The sequence below is a fragment of the Pseudomonas putida genome, from assembly GCF_005080685.1.
Classification (GTDB): Bacteria; Pseudomonadota; Gammaproteobacteria; order Pseudomonadales; family Pseudomonadaceae; genus Aquipseudomonas; species Aquipseudomonas putida_V.
Genome location: NZ_CP039371.1, coordinates 3468420 through 3486330, shown reverse-complemented (window position 1 = coordinate 3486330; position 17911 = coordinate 3468420). Strand labels below are relative to the sequence as shown.

Genomic DNA, 17911 nt, shown 5'->3' with positions numbered 1-17911 from the left:
CAGCACGCTATGCCCGTAGCGCAGTAAAAGCAAGACCGGCCACAGGCCCACCTCAAGCCCTAAGCCTGTGGTGAACCTGTGCGGGCTTGTCGGGGCGCCGAACCGCCGCGAAGGGGCCGGTACAACCCGCGAAGGCTCAGAACTTCAATTGCCACTGCCCGACAATGGCATGGTTGCGGCTATTGCTCCCCAGCTCGCCGCTGTACCCGAGCCCGACGCTCTGCCGTGCACTCAACCCCAGGTCCAGCCCGGCCTCGACCAGCAGGCTGTCGCGGTCGAGCGCGCTGCCTTCGACACTGAAGGCGTCGCCGCCGGCCAGGAAGGCCTGGCGCGTGCGGGCATCGACGCTGCCATACACATGTCGCCAGCCCAGGGACGCCCGCGGTGTGAGACTCATGCCGTTGTCCAGTTGCCCGAGGTGGGCCAGGCGCATGCCGAAGGTGCTGCTGAAGTTGTCCTGGGTATCGGCATCTACCGCCAATGCCGCGTCGCCACCTTGCTCGCGGTAGCTGTCGCGGTGGTAGCGTTGGTAGCCGAGGTTGGCGAATGGCTCTGCGCTCAAGCGACCGCTGCCCATGGCATACCCCAGCTCGACGAAGGCCTGTTGGCTGTCGGCATCGTAGGCGCCCTTGAGGCGCTCGTTGAAGCCGCTGAAGGCCACGTCGCGCTTGGTGTCGCCGTCATGGCTGCTGTAGGCCGCACCCAGGCGCACGGCCAGTGGGCCGCTCTGGTGCTGGGCATACACGCCGGCATGCCAGCTGCGTACGCTGCCATCCAGGCCGTTGCTGTCCAGGCGGGTACGTGAGTAGCCACCGAGCACGCCCAGGTGCCAGTCGTTCGCCAAGGCCCAGTCGACGCCCAGCACAGCGCCGCCGGTACGCTGTTCGAGAGCGCTGGCGCCGTGGCTGCCATCGACCTTGCCATAGCTGCCCAGTGCCTGCGCCCAGACGCGTCCCTGGGCGCTCGGGTCGTTGAGATTGCGCGCCTCGCGGGGTACCCCGGTGGCAGCAAGGGCCGGGCCGTCGCCATCGTTCATACCTACCAGCAGGCCGCCGCCACTGCCCATGGCCTGCATGGCTGCGAGCATGCTGCTGCCGACCTGGGCGGTGCCAGCCAGGGTTGCCGCCGCCAGGTTGGCGGTGTGGCTGCCGGAAAGCTGCTCCATGGCGCTGCCGGCGCTGATTGCCGAGGTGCCGAGCACGGCATTGTAGAGCGCACTGTCGTGGCTGAGGCTGCCCAGGCTGCGGGCGGCAGCGGCGCCGTTGCCGGTGCGTGCGTAGTCGGCGAAGGCCACGTCGTTGCGGTTGTAGGCCAGCTCTACCGAGGTGCTGCCATAGCTTAGCGTCGGGGTAAGGAAGGCGTAGTCACTGGTGACCTGGGCGAAGGTGCCGTTGACTGCGGCGGCCGTCAGCACGGTGTACTGGCTCTGCCAGGGGTATTGGCCCGGAGTCGGCTGGATGCGCAAGGTGGCGCCGTTGAGGTTGGCGTTACCCGCAACGCTGATCGGTGCGCTGCTGCCGTCGGCGTTGACGCCGTAGATCAGTGTCGCGCCCTGGCCGAAGTCCAGGTCACCGCGGACCTGGGCCACGCCCAGGTCGCTGTTGGTGAGCATCGTCCCGTCGACCTGCAAGCCGCCGACCGAGCCTCCACCTGCGTAGGTCGCGCCCTGCTCGACGCGCATCCGCCCAAGGATGCTGCCTTGGTTGATGAGGGTGGCACCTGTGTCGATGACGCCACCTTGGCTGAAGTCGTCGACACTGGTGAGGGTCCAGTTGCCGCCGCTGACCTGCAAGGTCTGGAAATTGGCGCTGTTGCCAAAACTGCCGGTGCCGTCGAGGGTCACGCTGTCGATGCCGTCGCCGCCATCGACCAACCCCTCGAACACGCTGCCGGTCTGGACCACCAGGGTATCGTTGCCCGCGCCCATGCTCAGTGCCAGGCCGTTGCCACCGATGATGCTGCCGCTGTTGATCACGGTATCGTCGAACTCGCCGATCAGTTTGACGCCGAAGCCGCTTTCGCCTGCGATTTGGCCGGCGTTGCTGATGGTGGTCGCGCCTACGCCCGAGCCCTCGGCGCCGTCGTCGACCAGGATGCCATTGTCGACACTGCGAATAACGCCACTGGCGGTGTTGATCACGGTGCCGCCGCCCATGGCGATGCCTTCGCTGCCGTTCGGTCGGCCGCCGCTGTCTGCGCCTTTGGCGCCCAGGCCCTGGATGGTGCCGGCGTTGTACACGTAACCGATGTTGTCGATGTCGACCCCATCGCCGTCGCCGTTGATCTTGCCGTCGGCGATGGCCCCGGTGATGGTGCCCCAGTTGTAGACCGTGCCACTGCCATCGGAACCGAAGCCCGAGCCGTTGCGCCCGGTAACGCTGGCGTCGGCATAGTTGTAGAGTGTCGCATCGGACTTCAGGTCGATGCCATGGCGGTCGGCGCTGATGGTGCCGTGGTTGTACACCGTGACGCCGGTGGCGGTGCCGATCTTGATGCCATCCCACTTCTGCTCGAGACCGTCCGCATCCTGAGGCGCGGTGTCGGTATGGATCAGCCCGTAGTTGGTGATGGTGGCGTTGGAGCCGGTCTTGATCGCATCGTTGCCCACGGCATGGATCACCCCGGTGGCCTGGTTGACCAGGGTGGTGGTGAAGGCGGGGTTGTCCAGGCTTTCCAGGTCGATGGCCTGGCCCTCGACAGTCGACTCGATGGTGCCGGCGTTGACGATGGTCAGGCTGCCACCTGCGCTGGGGTTGGTCTGCAGGCGCAAGCCGTCGTTGGTACCCTGGATCAACGCCCCGGCTTGGTTGGTGATCACGTAGTGGCTGAGGTCTTCGCCCTCGTCCTTGCTGTCGATGCCACGGCCATTGCTGGAGGCGATGATGCCGGCGTTGTCGAGACTGACCGTGGCGCCACTGGTGTGCTTGGGCAGGATCACGCCATCATCGTCACTGGCGACGATGCTACCGGAGGCGGCGACTTGCAGCGTGTCGGACTTCTTCAGCTCAAGGGTATCGGTGGTGGCGCTGTCGATCAGATAGTCCCTGGCGAAGGCGGCGGGGGCGAGCGAGACGCTGGCCAGCGCCACGCACAAGGCCAGGCGATGAGGCGTGAATTGCATTGGGCGACCCAGGATGTTGGACAAGGCCGCCCAATATGGCCAGTGGATATTACGGTTTCATTGATCCTGGCCGAGTCTTATTCCATTGCCGCTATCAGACATGTCCGCTGCTGCTGACGATCCGCAGGCACAGCGCCTCATAAGGGTCCAGATTGATCATCAGGCGGCCATCCTCGGTCAGGTCGCCCTCGAGGGTCTCGTTGATCATGTCCACCACCGGGCCTGGGGTGAAACCGGTCAACTGCAGCTCCTCGGCAATCACCTCCTGGCTGAAGTTCAGCGCGCTGATCTGGATGCCGCGGCCCGCCGGTAACTCATGCACCATCACCAGCAGCCCCGGGCTGGCAACCTCGGGCACCAGCACCTGGCGGCTGGTGGCGATGCCATAGGCCTGACGCACGGCCAGCAGTTTCTTCACCTTGCAGGCGAACGAGTCGCCATGTTCCAACTGGCTGGCCAGGCTCCCATACAGCGCGCGGGCACGGGGCATGCCGCGTACCGAAGCCTCTGCCTGGTCATCGAGCCCGGCCAGGTCGTAGCCGCCGCGGTGGATCCAGCGGGTATCGCCATCGCCCATGCGTTCGGCAACCTGTTCGGCGGCCAATGGCAGCGCGCCGACCAGGTCCCAGCCGGACAGCGCGACCACGCCCGGCTGCATGGCGTTGTACATCACCAGCAGCAGGTGCACCTTCTGCACCCGCTCGATGTCCGACGCACTGATACGCTCCAGGTCGCGGATGCCCAGCGCCGCGGTGATCAGGCTGGCGGTGGTGCAGGAGATGCCATTGGTGACGAAGCGCAGGTTGTAGGGCGCATGCTCGCCCGACAGGCGCTCGTAGATCTCCTCGCGGATGTGTTCGCGCAGGATGTTGCCCGGCAGGGTCTGGCCCTTGTACATGTACATGTCGTGGGCGTGCAGGGTCCAGAAATGCACCAGCTCCACGGTCAGCTCGTCATGGTTCTGCAGGGCATGGATCAGCGATGCCGGGTCGATACCGAAGGTGTGCATTTCCTTGAGCATCAGGCGCAGGAACTCGGTGTCGCCGGTGAGCAGGGCATGCTGGTAGGCGGGCCGGGTGATGAAGTCGTAGGACAGGTCGGCGCCGCCCTTGGACATCTGCGCGATATCGTCCAGGGTCAGGTTGAGTTCCTGGAAACTGAAACCGCCGGCCTTGCGAATCATGCCGCCGATCAGTTGGTTGCCGACGATCGACAGCGGATGGCTCTCGGACCAGGCCGGGCCTTCGGCGCGGGCCTCGACGCCGAGAAAACCATTGGCGTCCAGGCGCAGGCCGCGTGCGCCCAGGCAGTCCAGCGCATGCAGGGCATCGCCGATGATCATCTGCTGGGCGGCGAAGGTCGGATCGAGCCAGTTGAGCGAAGGTTGGCCCTCCTTGAAGTAGTGCAGGTACACCCAGCGCCGGGTCTTGCCGTCCACCCCGGTGATCGGTGCGGTGGCGCTCCAGTCGGTTTCCTTGACCCCGGGCTCGAAGAAGATCACCCGTTGCAGTTGGCCGACGATGTAGTGGCGCAGCTTGAGTTCGTCGCACTGTGCCGGCGACAGGTTGACCGCGTCACGCCCTGGCGGCACCTCGGGCAGCAATGGCCAGTCCTCCTCGCGGACCTCGACCATGTGGTAGAGCCCTGGGAAGGCGCCGTGGGCCAGTTCGGCCAGGCGGAAGTCGGCGCCCTTGCCGGTATGCGAGGGGATCAGGTCGTCGATGGTGACGGCGTTGTGCGCGGCTGCCATGCGGCTCATGTGCACCAGCTCCTGCTCGCTGCCGTAGAGCGGGTCGATGTCGAAGCCGATGCGATCGAAGTTGCCGTCGATGCTGGGTGTGTAGTCGCGCCCACGCACGCCGCCGGACTGCTTGATGGGGCCGGTGTGGATGCCTTGCACACCGAGCTCGGAGAGGCGTTTCCACAGGGCTTCGTGGCCCAGTGCCGCGAGTACCGAGCAGCCTTCGGGAGCGATGATGGCGTCAGGGTAGACGGTCAGCCACACCGAGGCGATTTCGGTGGCTCGCCGGGGTTGGGCTTCGGCGTAGGGGTTGAGCCACAGGCGCGACTGCCCGGCGTAGAGGCGGGCGCGTTCCTGGGAAGCCTTGAGCATGGAGCGGTCTTCGAGCCACTTGACGTACGACGGGTCGGGTTGGGTCATTACGCGTCCTCTTTGCGTGTCGGCACCGGCCCAAGTTAAGACGATATTGGGGGCGGAACGTTCGGCTGGAGTCGACCCACCCGCTTGCCGCGTTGGCTGGCCACTTCGATGGCCTGCCCATCGCGCTGCTTGCCCTGACGGGCCAAGCCCTCCAACTGTGGAATCAGCATGCCCTCCGGCAGGTGCCGCCAGAACCGTCCCGGCAGATGTTGGCGCAGGGCATCAGGGTTGAGGCGGGCAGGATTGAAGGTGTGCCGGTAATAGGTGCGCCATAGCTCGGCGCCTGGGTCATCGGCGTTGCGCGCCCAGTCGCGCCAGGCTTGCGGGCAGCGCCGCTGGTAATCGAACGCCTGGCCATCGAAGCGAATGCCATCTTCGGGTGTGGCGATCAACCAGCGCTGGCGACCGAGGCGATCGGCAAAGTGCCCGCTGGCGCTTTCGAGGATATCGTGGGCCGGCTCGTGATAGGCCACCAGGTCGAGTTGCAGTTGCTCGGCCAGGCCTTCGGGCAGTGGCACGAAGCGCACGAATGCGTGCAAGTGATGGGCTTCCCGGCTCACTTGCTTGATCCGCCGCTGCAGTTCACTGCCCAGGCAGTCACCGGCGAGCATGGCGGTGCGGTCGCCATGGGCCACGCGCCAAAGCACCTCATACAGCAGATTCCAGCGCTGCTCGCCGCGGTAGCGCGCCGCCTGTTCCAGCTGGCTCAGCAGCGCTGCCGGTACCCGAGCCTTGAACGGCCCCGGCCCCTCGGGCAACGGCGTCGGCGTGGCCAGCAAGTCATCGATCGGCCCTTGGGCCCAGGTCACTTCGGCTGGGTCGATGCCATGCCCGAGCAGGCAGCGGGCCTGCTCGCGCCAGCGGCCGAAGAGGTTGTCGCAATCGAGCGCGATCATCCCCACAGGCCCATCTGTATCGGTGCCTGCGGCTCGCGCAGGCGCGCCCGCAACAGCCCGCTGCGCAGTTCGGCCTGGGCCGGGCGATAGTCGCTGGTGACGATGAACGGTCGGGCTTTTTCCAGCACGCAGCGCAGTTGGATGAGGTCGTCATAGCGGATCCGCCGCTCGCGGCGCAGCGCCACCAAGCGCTGCACGCTGCGCAGGCCGATACCGGGGATACGTGCCAGCAAGGCCGGCTCGGCCCGGTTCACGTCCAGCGGAAAAACCTCGCGGTTGGCCAATGCCCAAGCCAGCTTGGGGTCGATATCCAGTGCCAGGTTGGTATTGTCGCTGAGCAGTTCGCCAGCCTTGTAGCCATAACCGCGCAGCAGGAAGTCGGCCTGATACAGGCGGTGTTCGCGCAGCAGAGGCGGGGCAGCCAGCGGAACGCTGCCGGGGCTGTCGGGAATCGGGCTGAACGCCGAGTAGTAGACGCGTTTGAGCCCGTAGCCCTGGTACAGCGACTCGGCGTTGCGCAGCAGCGTGCTGTCGTCGGTGGCATCGGCACCGACGATCACCTGGGTGCTCTGCCCGGCCGGGGTGAAGCGCGGGGCGCGTGGCTCATTGGCGACGGCCTGCTGGCCCTGATGGATCACGCCCATGGCCTGGCGGATGGTGTGTGCGTGTTTTTCCGGTGCCAGGCGTTTGAGGCTGGCGTCGGTGGGCAACTCGATGTTCACGCTCAAGCGGTCGGCCAGGCGTCCGGCTTCCTCGATCAGCAGCGGGTCGGCGTCGGGAATGGTCTTGAGGTGGATGTAACCGCGAAAGCCGTGGTCCTCGCGCAACAGCTGGGCGACGCGGATCAGTTGCTCCATGGTGTAGTCGGCCGAGCGAATGATGCCCGAACTCAGGAACAGGCCGCTGATGCAGTTGCGCCGGTAGAAATCGAGGGTGAGGCGTACGACCTCCTCGGGGCTGAAGCGCGCCCGAGGCACGTTGCTGGAGCGGCGATTGACGCAGTATTGGCAGTCGTACAGACAGAAGTTGGTCAACAGCACCTTGAGCAACGACACGCAGCGCCCATCGGGGGTATAGCTGTGGCAGATACCCATGCCATCAGTGGCACCCAGGCCATCGCCGCCCCGCGAGCTGCGCTTGGGGGCGCCGCTGCTGGCGCAGGAAGCGTCATATTTGGCGGCGTCGGCGAGGATGCCGAGCTTGGCGATGAGCTGCATGTCGCGTTCTCAAATTACTGAATATTCATACAGTATTTTGAGAACGCGCTCTTGGCAAGAGCCTGTTGTCGTACTGTGGCTCAATCCTTGGATCCAGGCAGCACGCTACTGAGCAACTGGCGCGCGGTCTGCTTGATGATCCCGCCGCGATCCGGGTCCTGGATCAGTGCCGAGGCGAACTTCTTCGCCTGTTCCAGGCTGATGTGCGGTGGTAGCGGTGGCACGTCCGGGTCGGTGCGAAAATCGATCACCACCGGCACGTCGCTGGCCAGGGCCTGCTCCCAGGCCGGGCCGACGTCTTCCTCACGGTCGACATAGATGCCCTTGAGTCCGATCGAGATGGCGAACAGGTGGTAGGGCACATCGGGGATGTCCTGGCTGGCGGCGAACTTGGGGTCGCCCTGCATCACGCGCTGTTCCCAGGTCACCTGGTTGAGGTCCTGATTGTTGAAGACCGCGCAGATCCAGCGGCCGTTCGCCCACTGGCGCCAGTACTTGGCCACGGTGATCAACTCGGCGAGGTTGTTCATCTGCATGGCACCGTCGCCGACCAGGGCGATCACGCTGCGCTCGGGGTGGGCGAACTTCGCGGCAATCGCGTAGGGAACCGCCGCGCCCATCGAGGCCAGGCCGCCGGACAGCGAGCACTGCATGCCTGGGCGAATCTGCAGATCACGGGCGAACCAGTTGGCGCATGAGCCTGAGTCGCTGGTGATGATCGCCTGGTCCGGCAGGCGTGGCGACAGTTCATGCACCACGCGCTGCGGATTGATGGGCGAAGCGGGGGCGAGGGCACGCTTTTGCAACTTTTCGTCCCAACGCTTGCGCCAGCCCTCGATGCGCTCGCGCCAGGTGCGCTTTTCCTTGTGGACCAGGAGTGGAAGCAAGGCATCGAGGGTCTCGGCCGCGTCGCCCTGCAGGTTCACTTCCATTGGGTAGCGAAGGCCAAGCATGTCGGGCGCTATGTCGATCTGCACGCCCCGCGCCTTGCCTTCCTCAGGTAGGAATTCGGCATAGGGAAAGCCCGAACCTATCATCAGCAGGGTGTCGCATTCGTTCATCAGTTTCAGGCTTGGTTCGGTGCCCAGCAGGCCGATGCTTCCGGTGACCCAGGGCAGTTCATCGGCCAGCACGGCCTTGCCCAACAGCGCCTTGGCAACGCCGGCGCCCAGGGTGTTGGCCACCGCTGCGACCTGGCGGCTGGCTTGCAGGGCCCCGGCGCCGACCAGGATTGCCACCTTTTCGCCGCTGTTGAGCACCTGCGCGGCACGCTCCAGCTCTTCGGCCCGGGGCACTACGCTGGGCCGGTTGTAGCCGACGCCGGAGTGCAGGGTGCCATGGGCCCGCGCTGGCGCCTCGTAGGGCAGTTCCTGCAGGTCATTGGGCAATATCAGCGCCGTCACCCGGCGTTCACCCAGCGCGGTACGGGCGGCGCGGTCGACCAGATGGCGGACCTGGGCTGGCGCTGCCGCTTGCTGGACGAACGCGCCGGCTACATCCTTGAACATCGAGACCAGGTCCAGTTCCTGCTGGTAATGGCCGCCCAGCGCAGTGCGTGCCTGCTGGCCGACGATCGCCAGTACCGGCATGTGGTCCAGGCGCGCGTCGTAGAGGCCGGTGAGCAGGTGCGAGGCACCCGGTCCGGAGGTGGCGATGCACACGCCCAGCTCACCGGTGAACTTGGCGTGGGCGCTGGCCATGAACGCCGCCATCTCTTCGTGGCGGCACTGGACGAACTCGATCTTGCCGGCACGGCGCAGGGCGCCGAACACGCCGTTGATGCCGTCGCCGGGGTAGCCGAAGATGCGCGTCACACCCCATTCGCTGAGGCGTTCGACGAGAAAGTCGCTGACGGTGGTTGCCATGGTTTGGCTCCTGTTCAGGTTGCGTTCGTGGTGAGCGCCGACCGCGCTGGCGTTTCCCGCCTGCGCGGTGCCATGAAGCTGCGCCTGGCCCAGAAAAGTTGTTCCAGCTGGCCTGCGCCCAGCCCCCCGTGGGTCGCCAGGGTACTGGCCTGTTCCCAGTCGAGGTCGGGGCTAAGCCATGCTTGCGCGCCGATGGCGTCGAGGGCGAGGAGGCGTTTCGCGCCATCGCCCGGGTCGTGGGTCACCAAGGCCAGGCCGTCACAGCCGTTGTGTTCGCTGCTGGCCTGGGCCACGGCCGCGAGGAACAACGGCCCGGCGCAACGCGAGGTGACGTACGCCAGGCGAGGGCGGGCGCCTGGCGCACCGTCACGGACCGATTCGTACCATCCCTCCACGGGGATCAATGCACGGCCTTCGTCGCGCAGCCTGGCGTACAGGCGGGTTCGCATCACCTGCTCGAGCGATAGCTCGGTCACCGCTGGCCGGGTGCCCATCGACCAGTGCGGCACCCAGCCCCAGCGCACTAGGAGCGGGGTAGGCTCGCCGTCGCGACGCAAGATCGCCCGCAGGCGCATCCGCGGCTTGACCAGGCGTTGCCGGGTGTCGCCTTGCCGCGCCGTGGTGGCTGCGGGGTCGTCGTCCTCGCCTGCGATCGCGCAACCGGGCAGGCTGAACGGCCCGAGCTGGCCACCGGTTGCTGGGGTCTGGACGATGCATTGGCACATGATGTTCTACCTCCTTGGCGTGATTCCTGGTCACGACGGGCTAGGCTCATGACGAGCCAAGCGACCGCGCCTGCAGTTCGGAGGGCGGGAGGCTGGCCGCCGTTCAGCCTCATGCGAGGCAGCGGCGACGAACGGGGACGCTGCGGGCGCGTGGATTGTTTTGAACTGCCCCGTCAGGTGGGTCTCGAAGCTGGATCGAATGCCAGTGAAGGCGTTCAGGACGACGATGGAGTAGCCATGAAAATCACGAACAAGCGTAATTGGGCCTTGTTGGGCCTGACGTGCGCCATGCTCAACGCGCAGGCCGCCGAGACCAAGCGGGTCGATGTGCTGCTGGTGGGCGGCGGGATCATGAGTTCGACCCTGGCGGTCTGGCTCAACGAGCTGGAACCCGGCTGGTCGATGCAGATGGTCGAGCGCCTGGACAAGGTCGCCGAAGAGAGTTCCAACGGCTGGAACAATGCCGGCACCGGCCATTCGGCGCTCGCCGAACTCAACTACACCCCGGAGAAGGACGGCAAGATCGACATCACCAAGGCGGTGGAGATCAATGAGTCGTTCCAGATTACCCGCCAGTTCCTGGCCTGGCAGGTAAGGCAGGGTGTGTTGAAGAATCCACGCTCGTTCATCAACAGCACCCCGCACATGAGTTTCGTCTGGGGTGACGACAATATCCGCTTTCTCAAAAAGCGCTACGAGGCGTTGCAGGCCAGTCCGTTGTTCCGTCCGATGCAGTATTCAGAAGACCCCGAGCAGATCCGCAAGTGGGTGCCATTGATGATGCAGGGGCGTGACCCCGCGCAGAAGTTGGCGGTGACCTGGACACCCATCGGTACCGACGTCAATTTTGGCGAGATCACCCGCCAGTACGTGGGCTACCTGCAAAGCCGGCCGAATTTCGACCTGAAGTTGTCCAGCGAAGTCCGCGACATCAGCCGCAACGACGATGGCTCCTGGCATGTCGAGTACAAGAACCTGAAGGACGGCAGCGAGTCGAGCACCGATGCCAAGTTCCTGTTCATCGGTGCCGGCGGCGCGGCACTGCCGCTGCTGCAGAAGTCGGGTATCGACGAAGCCAAGGACTATGCAGGATTCCCGGTTGGGGGCTCGTTCCTGGTCACCGAAAACCCCACCATCGCCCAGCAGCACATGGCCAAGGCCTATGGCATCGCCGCCACCGGCGCGCCGCCGATGTCGGTGCCGCACCTCGATACGCGGGTGCTCGACGGCAAGCGGATGATCCTGTTCGGGCCGTTCGCGACGTTTTCCACCAAGTTCCTCAAGGAAGGCTCGCTACTCGACCTGTTCGCCAGCATGAGCCTGCACAACAGCTGGCCGATGGTGCGGGTCGGCGTGCGCGAGTTCGATCTGGTGCGCTACCTGATCGGCCAGGTGATGCAGTCCGATGACGACCGCTTCGCGGCGTTGCAGACGTACTATCCCGAGGCGAAAAAGGAAGACTGGCGCCTGTGGCAAGCCGGGCAGCGGGTGCAGATCATCAAGAAGGACAAGGACCAAGGCGGCGTGCTCAAGCTCGGTACCGAGGTGGTGGCATCGAAGGATGGCAGCATCGCCGGTTTGCTCGGCGCCTCGCCGGGCGCGTCCACCGCGCCGCCGATCATGCTCGACTTGCTGAACAAGGTCTTCAAGGAACAGGTCGCCTCGGCGCCCTGGCAGGCGAAGATCAAGCAGATCGTGCCGTCCTATGGCATTCACCTGAACGATCATCCGGACCGGGTGCAGGAGGAATGGGATTACACCAACGAGGTATTGCAGCTGGCTCCGGCGCCGGAGATCGACAAACGCCAGGACCCTGGCAATCCCAAGGATATCCAGCCGATCAAACAGGGCCACCAGGATACCGATCCGGACCTCAAACCCTAGCCTTTTCCCAGCCGAGCCGAGGCCGCTTGGCTAGACTTACAGACAGCCCGCCCCGGCCTCGCCGCAGCGGGCGTCTGTACTCATCCGACCACCGCCCACGGGGCGGGCGACCCGCGCCGACGGTGGCCTTCTGCTAGAGGAGGGCTGGTCATGGACGAGGAAAAACTGCACGCATTCATGGGCAAGCTGGTGGGCGACATGGGCGCCGCAGCCACGCTGGCCAATGTCATTCTCGGAGACGAGCTGGGCTTGTACCGGGCCATGGCCGATAGCGAGGCCGTTACCCCGGAGGCGCTGGCCAGCAAAACCGCCTGTCATCCGCGCCTGGTGCGGGAATGGCTCAATGCCCAGGCGGCGGCCGGCTACATGGTGCATGAACGAGGGCGTTTCCGCCTGCCTGAGGAGCAAGCCATGGCGCTGGCTATCGAAGCGTCGCCTGCCTATATGACCGGTGGCGCCGCAGTGGTGGCGGCGCTGTTCCACGACAAGGACAAACTGGTGGCGGCCATGCGCGGCGATGGCGGCCTGGCCTGGGGCGATCATCACCCGTGCATGTTCAGTGGCACCGAACGCTTCTTCCGACCCGGTTATCGAACGTTCCTGGTGTCCGAGTGGCTACCGGCACTCGATGGCGTGGTGGCCAAGCTGCAGGCGGGCGCCAAGGTGGCGGACGTGGGCTGCGGACACGGCGCTTCCACGCTGGTGATGGCCCAGGCGTTTCCGGCTTCGACCTTCATCGGCTACGACTACCATGCACCCTCCATCGCCACGGCCACGGAGCGTGCGCGTGAAGCCGGGTTGCAGGGGCAGGTGGCGTTTGCCCAGGCCTCGGCCAAGGACTATCCCGGGCATGATCACGACCTGGTGTGCTTCTTCGATTGCCTGCATGACATGGGTGATCCGGTGGGGGCGGCGCGCCATGCCTACCGGGCGCTGAAATCCGATGGCACGGTGATGCTGGTGGAGCCCTACGCCGAGGACGCCCTGGATGGCAACCTGACCCCGGTCGGACGCCTGTTCTATGCCGCGTCGACGTTCATCTGCACGCCGAATTCGCTGTCGCAGGAGGTGGGCCTGGGGCTGGGGGCGCAAGCGGGGGAGGCGCGCTTGCGGGCGGTGTTCGAGGAGGCTGGGTTCACCAGGTTCCGGCGGGCTACGCAGACACCGTTCAATCTGATTCTGGAGGCCAGGAAGTAGCCGGCGCCCACAGGGGCGCCGGGGCATACGAAAAAGGGGCGCCTGGTTGGCGCCCCTTTCAGTCTTGCTTAGGCTTCAGCGTCCCAGGGACGATCGCCTTTCTCATCTTTCACGCGGGTGGGCAGGCCCATCACGTCCAGCGCCTTGAGGAACGGCTCGGCTGGCAGTTCCTCGACGTTGACCATGCGCTGGGCATCCCATTCGCCACGGGCGACCAGCAAGGCCGCGGCAACCGGCGGAACGCCAGCGGTGTAGGAAATACCCTGGCTATCGGTCTCGGCGTAGGCTTCTTCGTGGTCAGCCACGTTGTAGATGAACACTTCGCGCGGCTGGCCGTCCTTGGTGCCCTTGACCAGGTCGCCGATGCAGGTCTTGCCGGTGTAGCCAGGAGCCAGTGAGGCGGGGTCCGGCAGCACGGCCTTGACCACTTTCAGCGGTACCACTTCCAGGCCTTCGGCAGTTTTCACCGGTTGCTCGGAGAGCAGGCCGAGATTTTTCAGCACGGTGAACACGTTGATGTAGTGCTCGCCGAAGCTCATCCAGAAACGCACGTTCGGCACGTCGAGGTTCTTCGAAATCGAATGGACTTCGTCGTGGCCGGTCAGGTACAGGTTCTGCGAGCCCACCACTGGCAGGTCGTCGGTACGCTTGACTTCGAACATGGTGTTGCTGGTCCACTGGCTGTTCTGCCAGCTCCAGACTTGACCTGTGAACTCGCGGAAGTTGATTTCCGGGTCGAAGTTGGTGGCGAAGTACTTGCCATGGGACCCGGCATTGACGTCGAGGATGTCGATCGAGTCGATGCGGTCGAAATACTGCTGCTGCGCGAGCTTGGCGTAGCTGTTCACCACACCCGGGTCGAAACCGACGCCGAGAATGGCGGTGATGTTCTTTTGTTGGCACTCTTCGAGGTGTTTCCACTCGTAGTTGCCGTACCACGGCGGGGTCTCGCAGATCTTGCCCGGCTCTTCGTGGATGGCGGTGTCCAGGTAGGCGACACCGGTATCGATGCAGGCACGCAGCACCGACATGTTGAGGAAGGCGGAACCGACGTTGATGACGATTTGCGATCCGGTCTCGCGGATCAGCGCCTTGGTTGCCTCGACATCGAGGGCATTGAGCGAGAAGGCCCGGATGTCGGCGGGCACCTTGAGGCTACCCTTGGCCTTGACGCTGTCGATGATGGCCTGGCATTTGGAGATGTTCCGTGACGCGATAGCGATACGACCCAGTTCGTCGTTATGCTGCGCGCACTTGTGGGCCACCACCTTGGCGACACCTCCTGCACCAATGATAAGAACGTTCTTCTTCAATTTATCCCTTGCTCCTCACTGAAAGCCGGTCTTACGACAGGCTGGAAACGTAGTCTTCGAAACCGAACTCGCGCTTGACCTCGACGCTGCCGTCGAGTTGCTTGACGACGATGGCCGGCATCTTCAGACCGTTGAACCAGTTTTTCTTGACCATGGTGTAGCCCGCCGCGTCGACGAACGACAGGCGATCGCCGATGGCCAACGGACGATCGAATTGGTACTCGCCGAAGATGTCACCGGCCAGGCACGACTTGCCGCAGACCATATAGGTGTGCTCGCCGGCGTTGGGGGCCATCTTGGCATTGAGGCGATAGATCAGCAGGTCGAGCATGTGCGCTTCGATCGAGCTGTCGACCACGGCCAGGTGCTTGCCGTTGTACAGGGTATCGAGCACGGTCACTTCCAGCGAGGCGCTGTTGGTGATGGCGGCTTCGCCCGGCTCCAGGTAAACCTGCACGCCGTACTGCTCGGAGAACGCCTTCAGGCGCGCGCAGAACGCATCCAGTGCATAGCCTTCGCCGGTGAAGTGGATACCGCCACCGAGGCTGACCCACTCGACCTTGTGCAGCAGATGGCCGAAGCGCTCTTCGATGTGCGACAGCATCTTGTCGAACAGGGCAAAGTCGCCGTTCTCGCAGTTGTTGTGGAACATGAAGCCGGAGATCTGCTCGATCACCTGCTCGATCTTCTCTGGGTCCCACTCGCCGAGGCGGCTGAACGGGCGCGCCGGATCGGCCAGCAGGTAGTCGGAACTGCTCACTTGCGGGTTGACGCGCAGGCCCCGGGTCTTGCCTTCGGACTGCTCGGCGAAGCGCTGCAACTGGCCGATCGAGTTGAAGATGATCTTGTCGCAGTTCTCGAGCATCTCCTCGACCTCGTCGTCGGCCCAGGCCACGCTGTAGGCGTGGGTTTCGCCGGCGAACTTCTGGCGGCCGAGCTTGAGCTCGTAGAGGGACGAGGAGGTGGTGCCATCCATGTACTGCTGCATCAGATCGAATACCGACCAGGTAGCGAAGCACTTGAGGGCGAGCAGGGCCTTGGCGCCGGAGTGTTCGCGCACGTAGGCGATCTTCTCCATGTTGCCCAGCAGCTTGGTTTTGTCGATGAGGTAGTACGGCGTCTTGATCATTTAAAGGCCCCCGGCCAGGCCGGCCAAAAAAAGGACACGCATTGTGCCTTCCCTTGTCGCATATCGAAAGGGCGGAACACGTATTTCGTCAGCGATGCTGGCGATTCGCCGGAATTTTTCCGTGCATGGCAGGTTCAGTAGAACAGAACTCTGTGACCATCCTGAGCGACTGCAGGGAAAACAAGGAGATATCCGATGAGTAACCGCTACAAGACAGGCGATCACGTGCGTTGGAATTCCGAGGCTGGGGTCATCCATGGCACGGTGGTCAAGGTGCATACACAGGATGTGGAATTTCTCGGCAGGCATCGGCATTGTTCCAGCGATGCACCGCAGTATGAAGTGAAGAGCGACAAGACCGGGCATCTGGCGATGCACAAGGAAGAGGCGCTGGATAAGGATTGATTGGGCTTGGGCTTAGGATTTGCGGTGGCGCGCAGATCGAGCGCCGCCCGCGCGGCGCTTCGCGGGGCAAGCCCGCTCCCACATCTGTTTCGGGCCAATTATGTCTGGTAGGTCATGGTTGTCAGCCTGGTTGGGCCCGGCGCAATATTTGTGTTGCCGCCTGGTCGCACTACGCTATTGCGTGGTGCCGCCATAGGTGGACAACCATGGCCTGACAGACAGACTGTGGGAGCGGGCTTGCCCCGCGAAGCGCCGCGCGGGCGGCGCTCGATCTATGCGACACCACAACTCTACAGGGCACACTTCGCGAAGCGCCGCGCGGGCGGCGCTCGATCTATGCGACACCACATATCTCAAGCGCACCCCTCCAACCACTCCCGAATCTGCTCCAAGGTCGCCGTAGCCCCTCCACAGACCACCACCAGCACATTCTGGTAACTGCCCAGCGCGCCGGGTGTGTACGCCAGGGCCAACGCCGCCCCACAGGCGGGTTCCACCAGCACACGATGATCGAGCAAGAACCGCTCGCACGCCTCCAGCGCTGCTCGGTCGCTGACCAGGTGGCTGTGCACCGGATGCTGGCGCGCGCACGCCAACGCTTGCTCGGCAACGCGCTTGGCCCCCAGCGAGGTGGCGACCGAGTCGATTCGTTCCAGTTCCACCGTACGCCCCGCTTGCATCGCCGCATGCAGGGATGCCGCGCCCTCGGTCTCTACCGCCAGGACCGGTACATCGTGCCAGCCATTGCGTGCCAGCCCCTCGACCACGCCGCTGAGCAGACCGCCGCCGCCCACGGACAGCACCACTGCGTCCGGCTTGAACCCGCTTGCCGCCACTTCATCGACCAGGCTGGCATGCCCGGCCCACAGCAGCGGGTCGTCGAACGGATGAATGAAGGCGTCGTCCGGGCCGAGCAGGGTCTGCGCGAAGGCGTTAGCCTCTTGCCAGGAGCTGCCGTGAACCACCACCTTGGCGTCTTCCAGGCCCAGTAGTTCCTTCGCCCTCTCGGTCGTGGTCTCGGGCACCACGACGGTCACCGGTACGCCCAGCTTGCGCCCAGCGTACGCGACCGCGAGCCCGGCATTGCCCCCGGACGACGAGACGAAATGGCGTGCGCCTCGGGCGTGGTGAACTTCGCAGGCATGGCCGACCCCACGCAGCTTGAACGAGCCACAAGGTTGCAGGGCGTCGAGCTTGAGCCACGACGCGCGGCCAGAGGCCAGCGAGAGCGGGCGCGATTCGATCAGGGGGGTATTGATATGTAGCGTCATGGCTTGGCTCCGCGCAGTTGCTCGAGGTAGTTGTAAACGGTGTAGCGGGTCACGCCCAGGGCCTCGGCGGCCTTTTCCACGCCGCCCTTGACGATGAACAGCCCGCGCTCCTGCATCACGCGCACGGCCTCGACCTTGGCCTGTTTGTTCATTCGGCCCTGGCCGGAGCGCTGCAGCGAGCCCTGGATGATCTCGCCCATCAGCACGGACATGTCGGCAGGCTCGCCCGGGTTGCTCTGGGCAGGGACGGCGCCCAGGGGCTGGAGCTGCTGAAGAAAGCGCATGGCAGCGTCGAGGCCGGTGATGTCGGTATTGACGCACAAGCTGGCGAAGGGGTGGCCAGTGCTGTCACGGAAGATCGCCGTGGCGCTGCGCAGGCTGCGACCCTTGAGGTGGGTGGGGTAGTCAGGCAGTACCACGGGCTCGCAGCCATGCTGTTCGGCGCCGGCCTGCATCAGCGCCTTGAAGCCTTGGTCCTGTTCTGGCGCGGCGAGGATCGGGCTGCCGACCACGCGGCCGGAAAGATGGCCGTTGACGATCGCCACCACGGAGTGTTCGGGGTGATCGAGGTCGTGCAGGAGAATTTCCAGGTTGCCGGGCACGACGCTACCCAAGGCCTGGATTGCGGCTTTGAGGACCGTGAGGGTGAGCTGACGCTCGTCGGTCGTGGAGAGGGGCATGACTCATCGCCAAATTCAACTGTTTGTGTATTTTTACACATTAAGTT

At 64.7% G+C, this 17911-nt stretch carries 13 protein-coding genes; 3 read left to right on the top strand and 10 right to left on the bottom strand.

From position 1 onward, the window contains the following. Positions 1-136 precede the first annotated feature (136 nt). The 6 genes from E6B08_RS15880 to E6B08_RS15855 form a co-directional block, all read right to left on the bottom strand. A complete protein-coding gene (locus E6B08_RS15880) occupies positions 137-3121 on the bottom strand; it encodes an autotransporter outer membrane beta-barrel domain-containing protein (protein ID WP_136914912.1) in 2985 nt (994 codons plus the stop codon). 94 nt (positions 3122-3215) lie between these two features. Continuing rightward, positions 3216-5282 (bottom strand): maltose alpha-D-glucosyltransferase, encoded by a 2067-nt coding sequence (gene treS / locus E6B08_RS15875; RefSeq protein ID WP_136914911.1) that lies wholly within the window; start codon positions 5280-5282, stop codon positions 3216-3218. Between the two features lie 35 nt (positions 5283-5317). Then, a complete protein-coding gene (locus E6B08_RS15870) occupies positions 5318-6184 on the bottom strand; it encodes a TIGR03915 family putative DNA repair protein (RefSeq protein WP_136914910.1) in 867 nt (288 codons plus the stop codon). Continuing rightward, the gene (locus E6B08_RS15865; protein WP_136914909.1) at positions 6175-7395 is read right to left on the bottom strand and encodes a putative DNA modification/repair radical SAM protein; all 1221 of its coding nucleotides are present in this window, start codon (positions 7393-7395) and stop codon (positions 6175-6177) included. The genes E6B08_RS15870 and E6B08_RS15865 overlap by 10 nt, the downstream gene beginning before the upstream one ends. 80 nt (positions 7396-7475) lie before the next feature. Beyond that, positions 7476-9260: a thiamine pyrophosphate-requiring protein gene (locus tag E6B08_RS15860; RefSeq protein ID WP_136914908.1), complete on the bottom strand. Its 1785-nt coding sequence runs from the start codon at positions 9258-9260 to the stop codon at positions 7476-7478. Between the two features lie 14 nt (positions 9261-9274). Continuing rightward, complete coding sequence (locus E6B08_RS15855) at positions 9275-9985, bottom strand: SOS response-associated peptidase family protein (RefSeq protein WP_136914907.1); 711 nt, start codon at positions 9983-9985, stop codon at positions 9275-9277. A gap of 237 nt (positions 9986-10222) precedes the next feature. Between E6B08_RS15855 and mqo the strand changes: the two genes are divergently transcribed. Together mqo and E6B08_RS15845 are read left to right on the top strand one after the other, a co-directional pair. Then, positions 10223-11869, top strand: coding sequence for a malate dehydrogenase (quinone) (gene mqo, locus E6B08_RS15850; protein ID WP_136914906.1), 1647 nt, complete (start codon positions 10223-10225; stop codon positions 11867-11869). A 150-nt stretch (positions 11870-12019) separates the two neighbouring features. Further along, on the top strand, positions 12020-13066 hold the full coding sequence (locus tag E6B08_RS15845) for a class I SAM-dependent methyltransferase (RefSeq protein WP_136914905.1): 1047 nt from the start codon (positions 12020-12022) through the stop codon (positions 13064-13066). Between the two features lie 68 nt (positions 13067-13134). On the opposite strand, the gene E6B08_RS15840 is transcribed toward E6B08_RS15845, so the two are convergent. Both E6B08_RS15840 and E6B08_RS15835 read right to left on the bottom strand, forming a co-directional pair. Then, positions 13135-14379 (bottom strand): saccharopine dehydrogenase family protein, encoded by a 1245-nt coding sequence (locus E6B08_RS15840; protein ID WP_136914904.1) that lies wholly within the window; start codon positions 14377-14379, stop codon positions 13135-13137. A gap of 31 nt (positions 14380-14410) precedes the next feature. Further along, positions 14411-15508, bottom strand: a complete 1098-nt coding sequence (locus E6B08_RS15835; protein ID WP_136914903.1) for a carboxynorspermidine decarboxylase — start codon at positions 15506-15508, stop codon at positions 14411-14413. A 195-nt stretch (positions 15509-15703) separates the two neighbouring features. Between E6B08_RS15835 and E6B08_RS15830 the strand changes: the two genes are divergently transcribed. Then, positions 15704-15913 (top strand): DUF2945 domain-containing protein, encoded by a 210-nt coding sequence (locus E6B08_RS15830; protein ID WP_136914902.1) that lies wholly within the window; start codon positions 15704-15706, stop codon positions 15911-15913. A gap of 353 nt (positions 15914-16266) precedes the next feature. Here the strand turns inward: E6B08_RS15830 and E6B08_RS15825 are convergent, their stop codons facing one another. Continuing rightward, positions 16267-17184, bottom strand: a complete 918-nt coding sequence (locus tag E6B08_RS15825) for a pyridoxal-phosphate dependent enzyme (protein WP_136914901.1) — start codon at positions 17182-17184, stop codon at positions 16267-16269. Next, complete coding sequence (locus tag E6B08_RS15820; protein WP_136914900.1) at positions 17181-17864, bottom strand: helix-turn-helix transcriptional regulator; 684 nt, start codon at positions 17862-17864, stop codon at positions 17181-17183. Before E6B08_RS15820 ends, E6B08_RS15825 begins: the two co-directional genes overlap by 4 nt. Between the last annotated feature and the right edge of the window lie 47 nt (positions 17865-17911).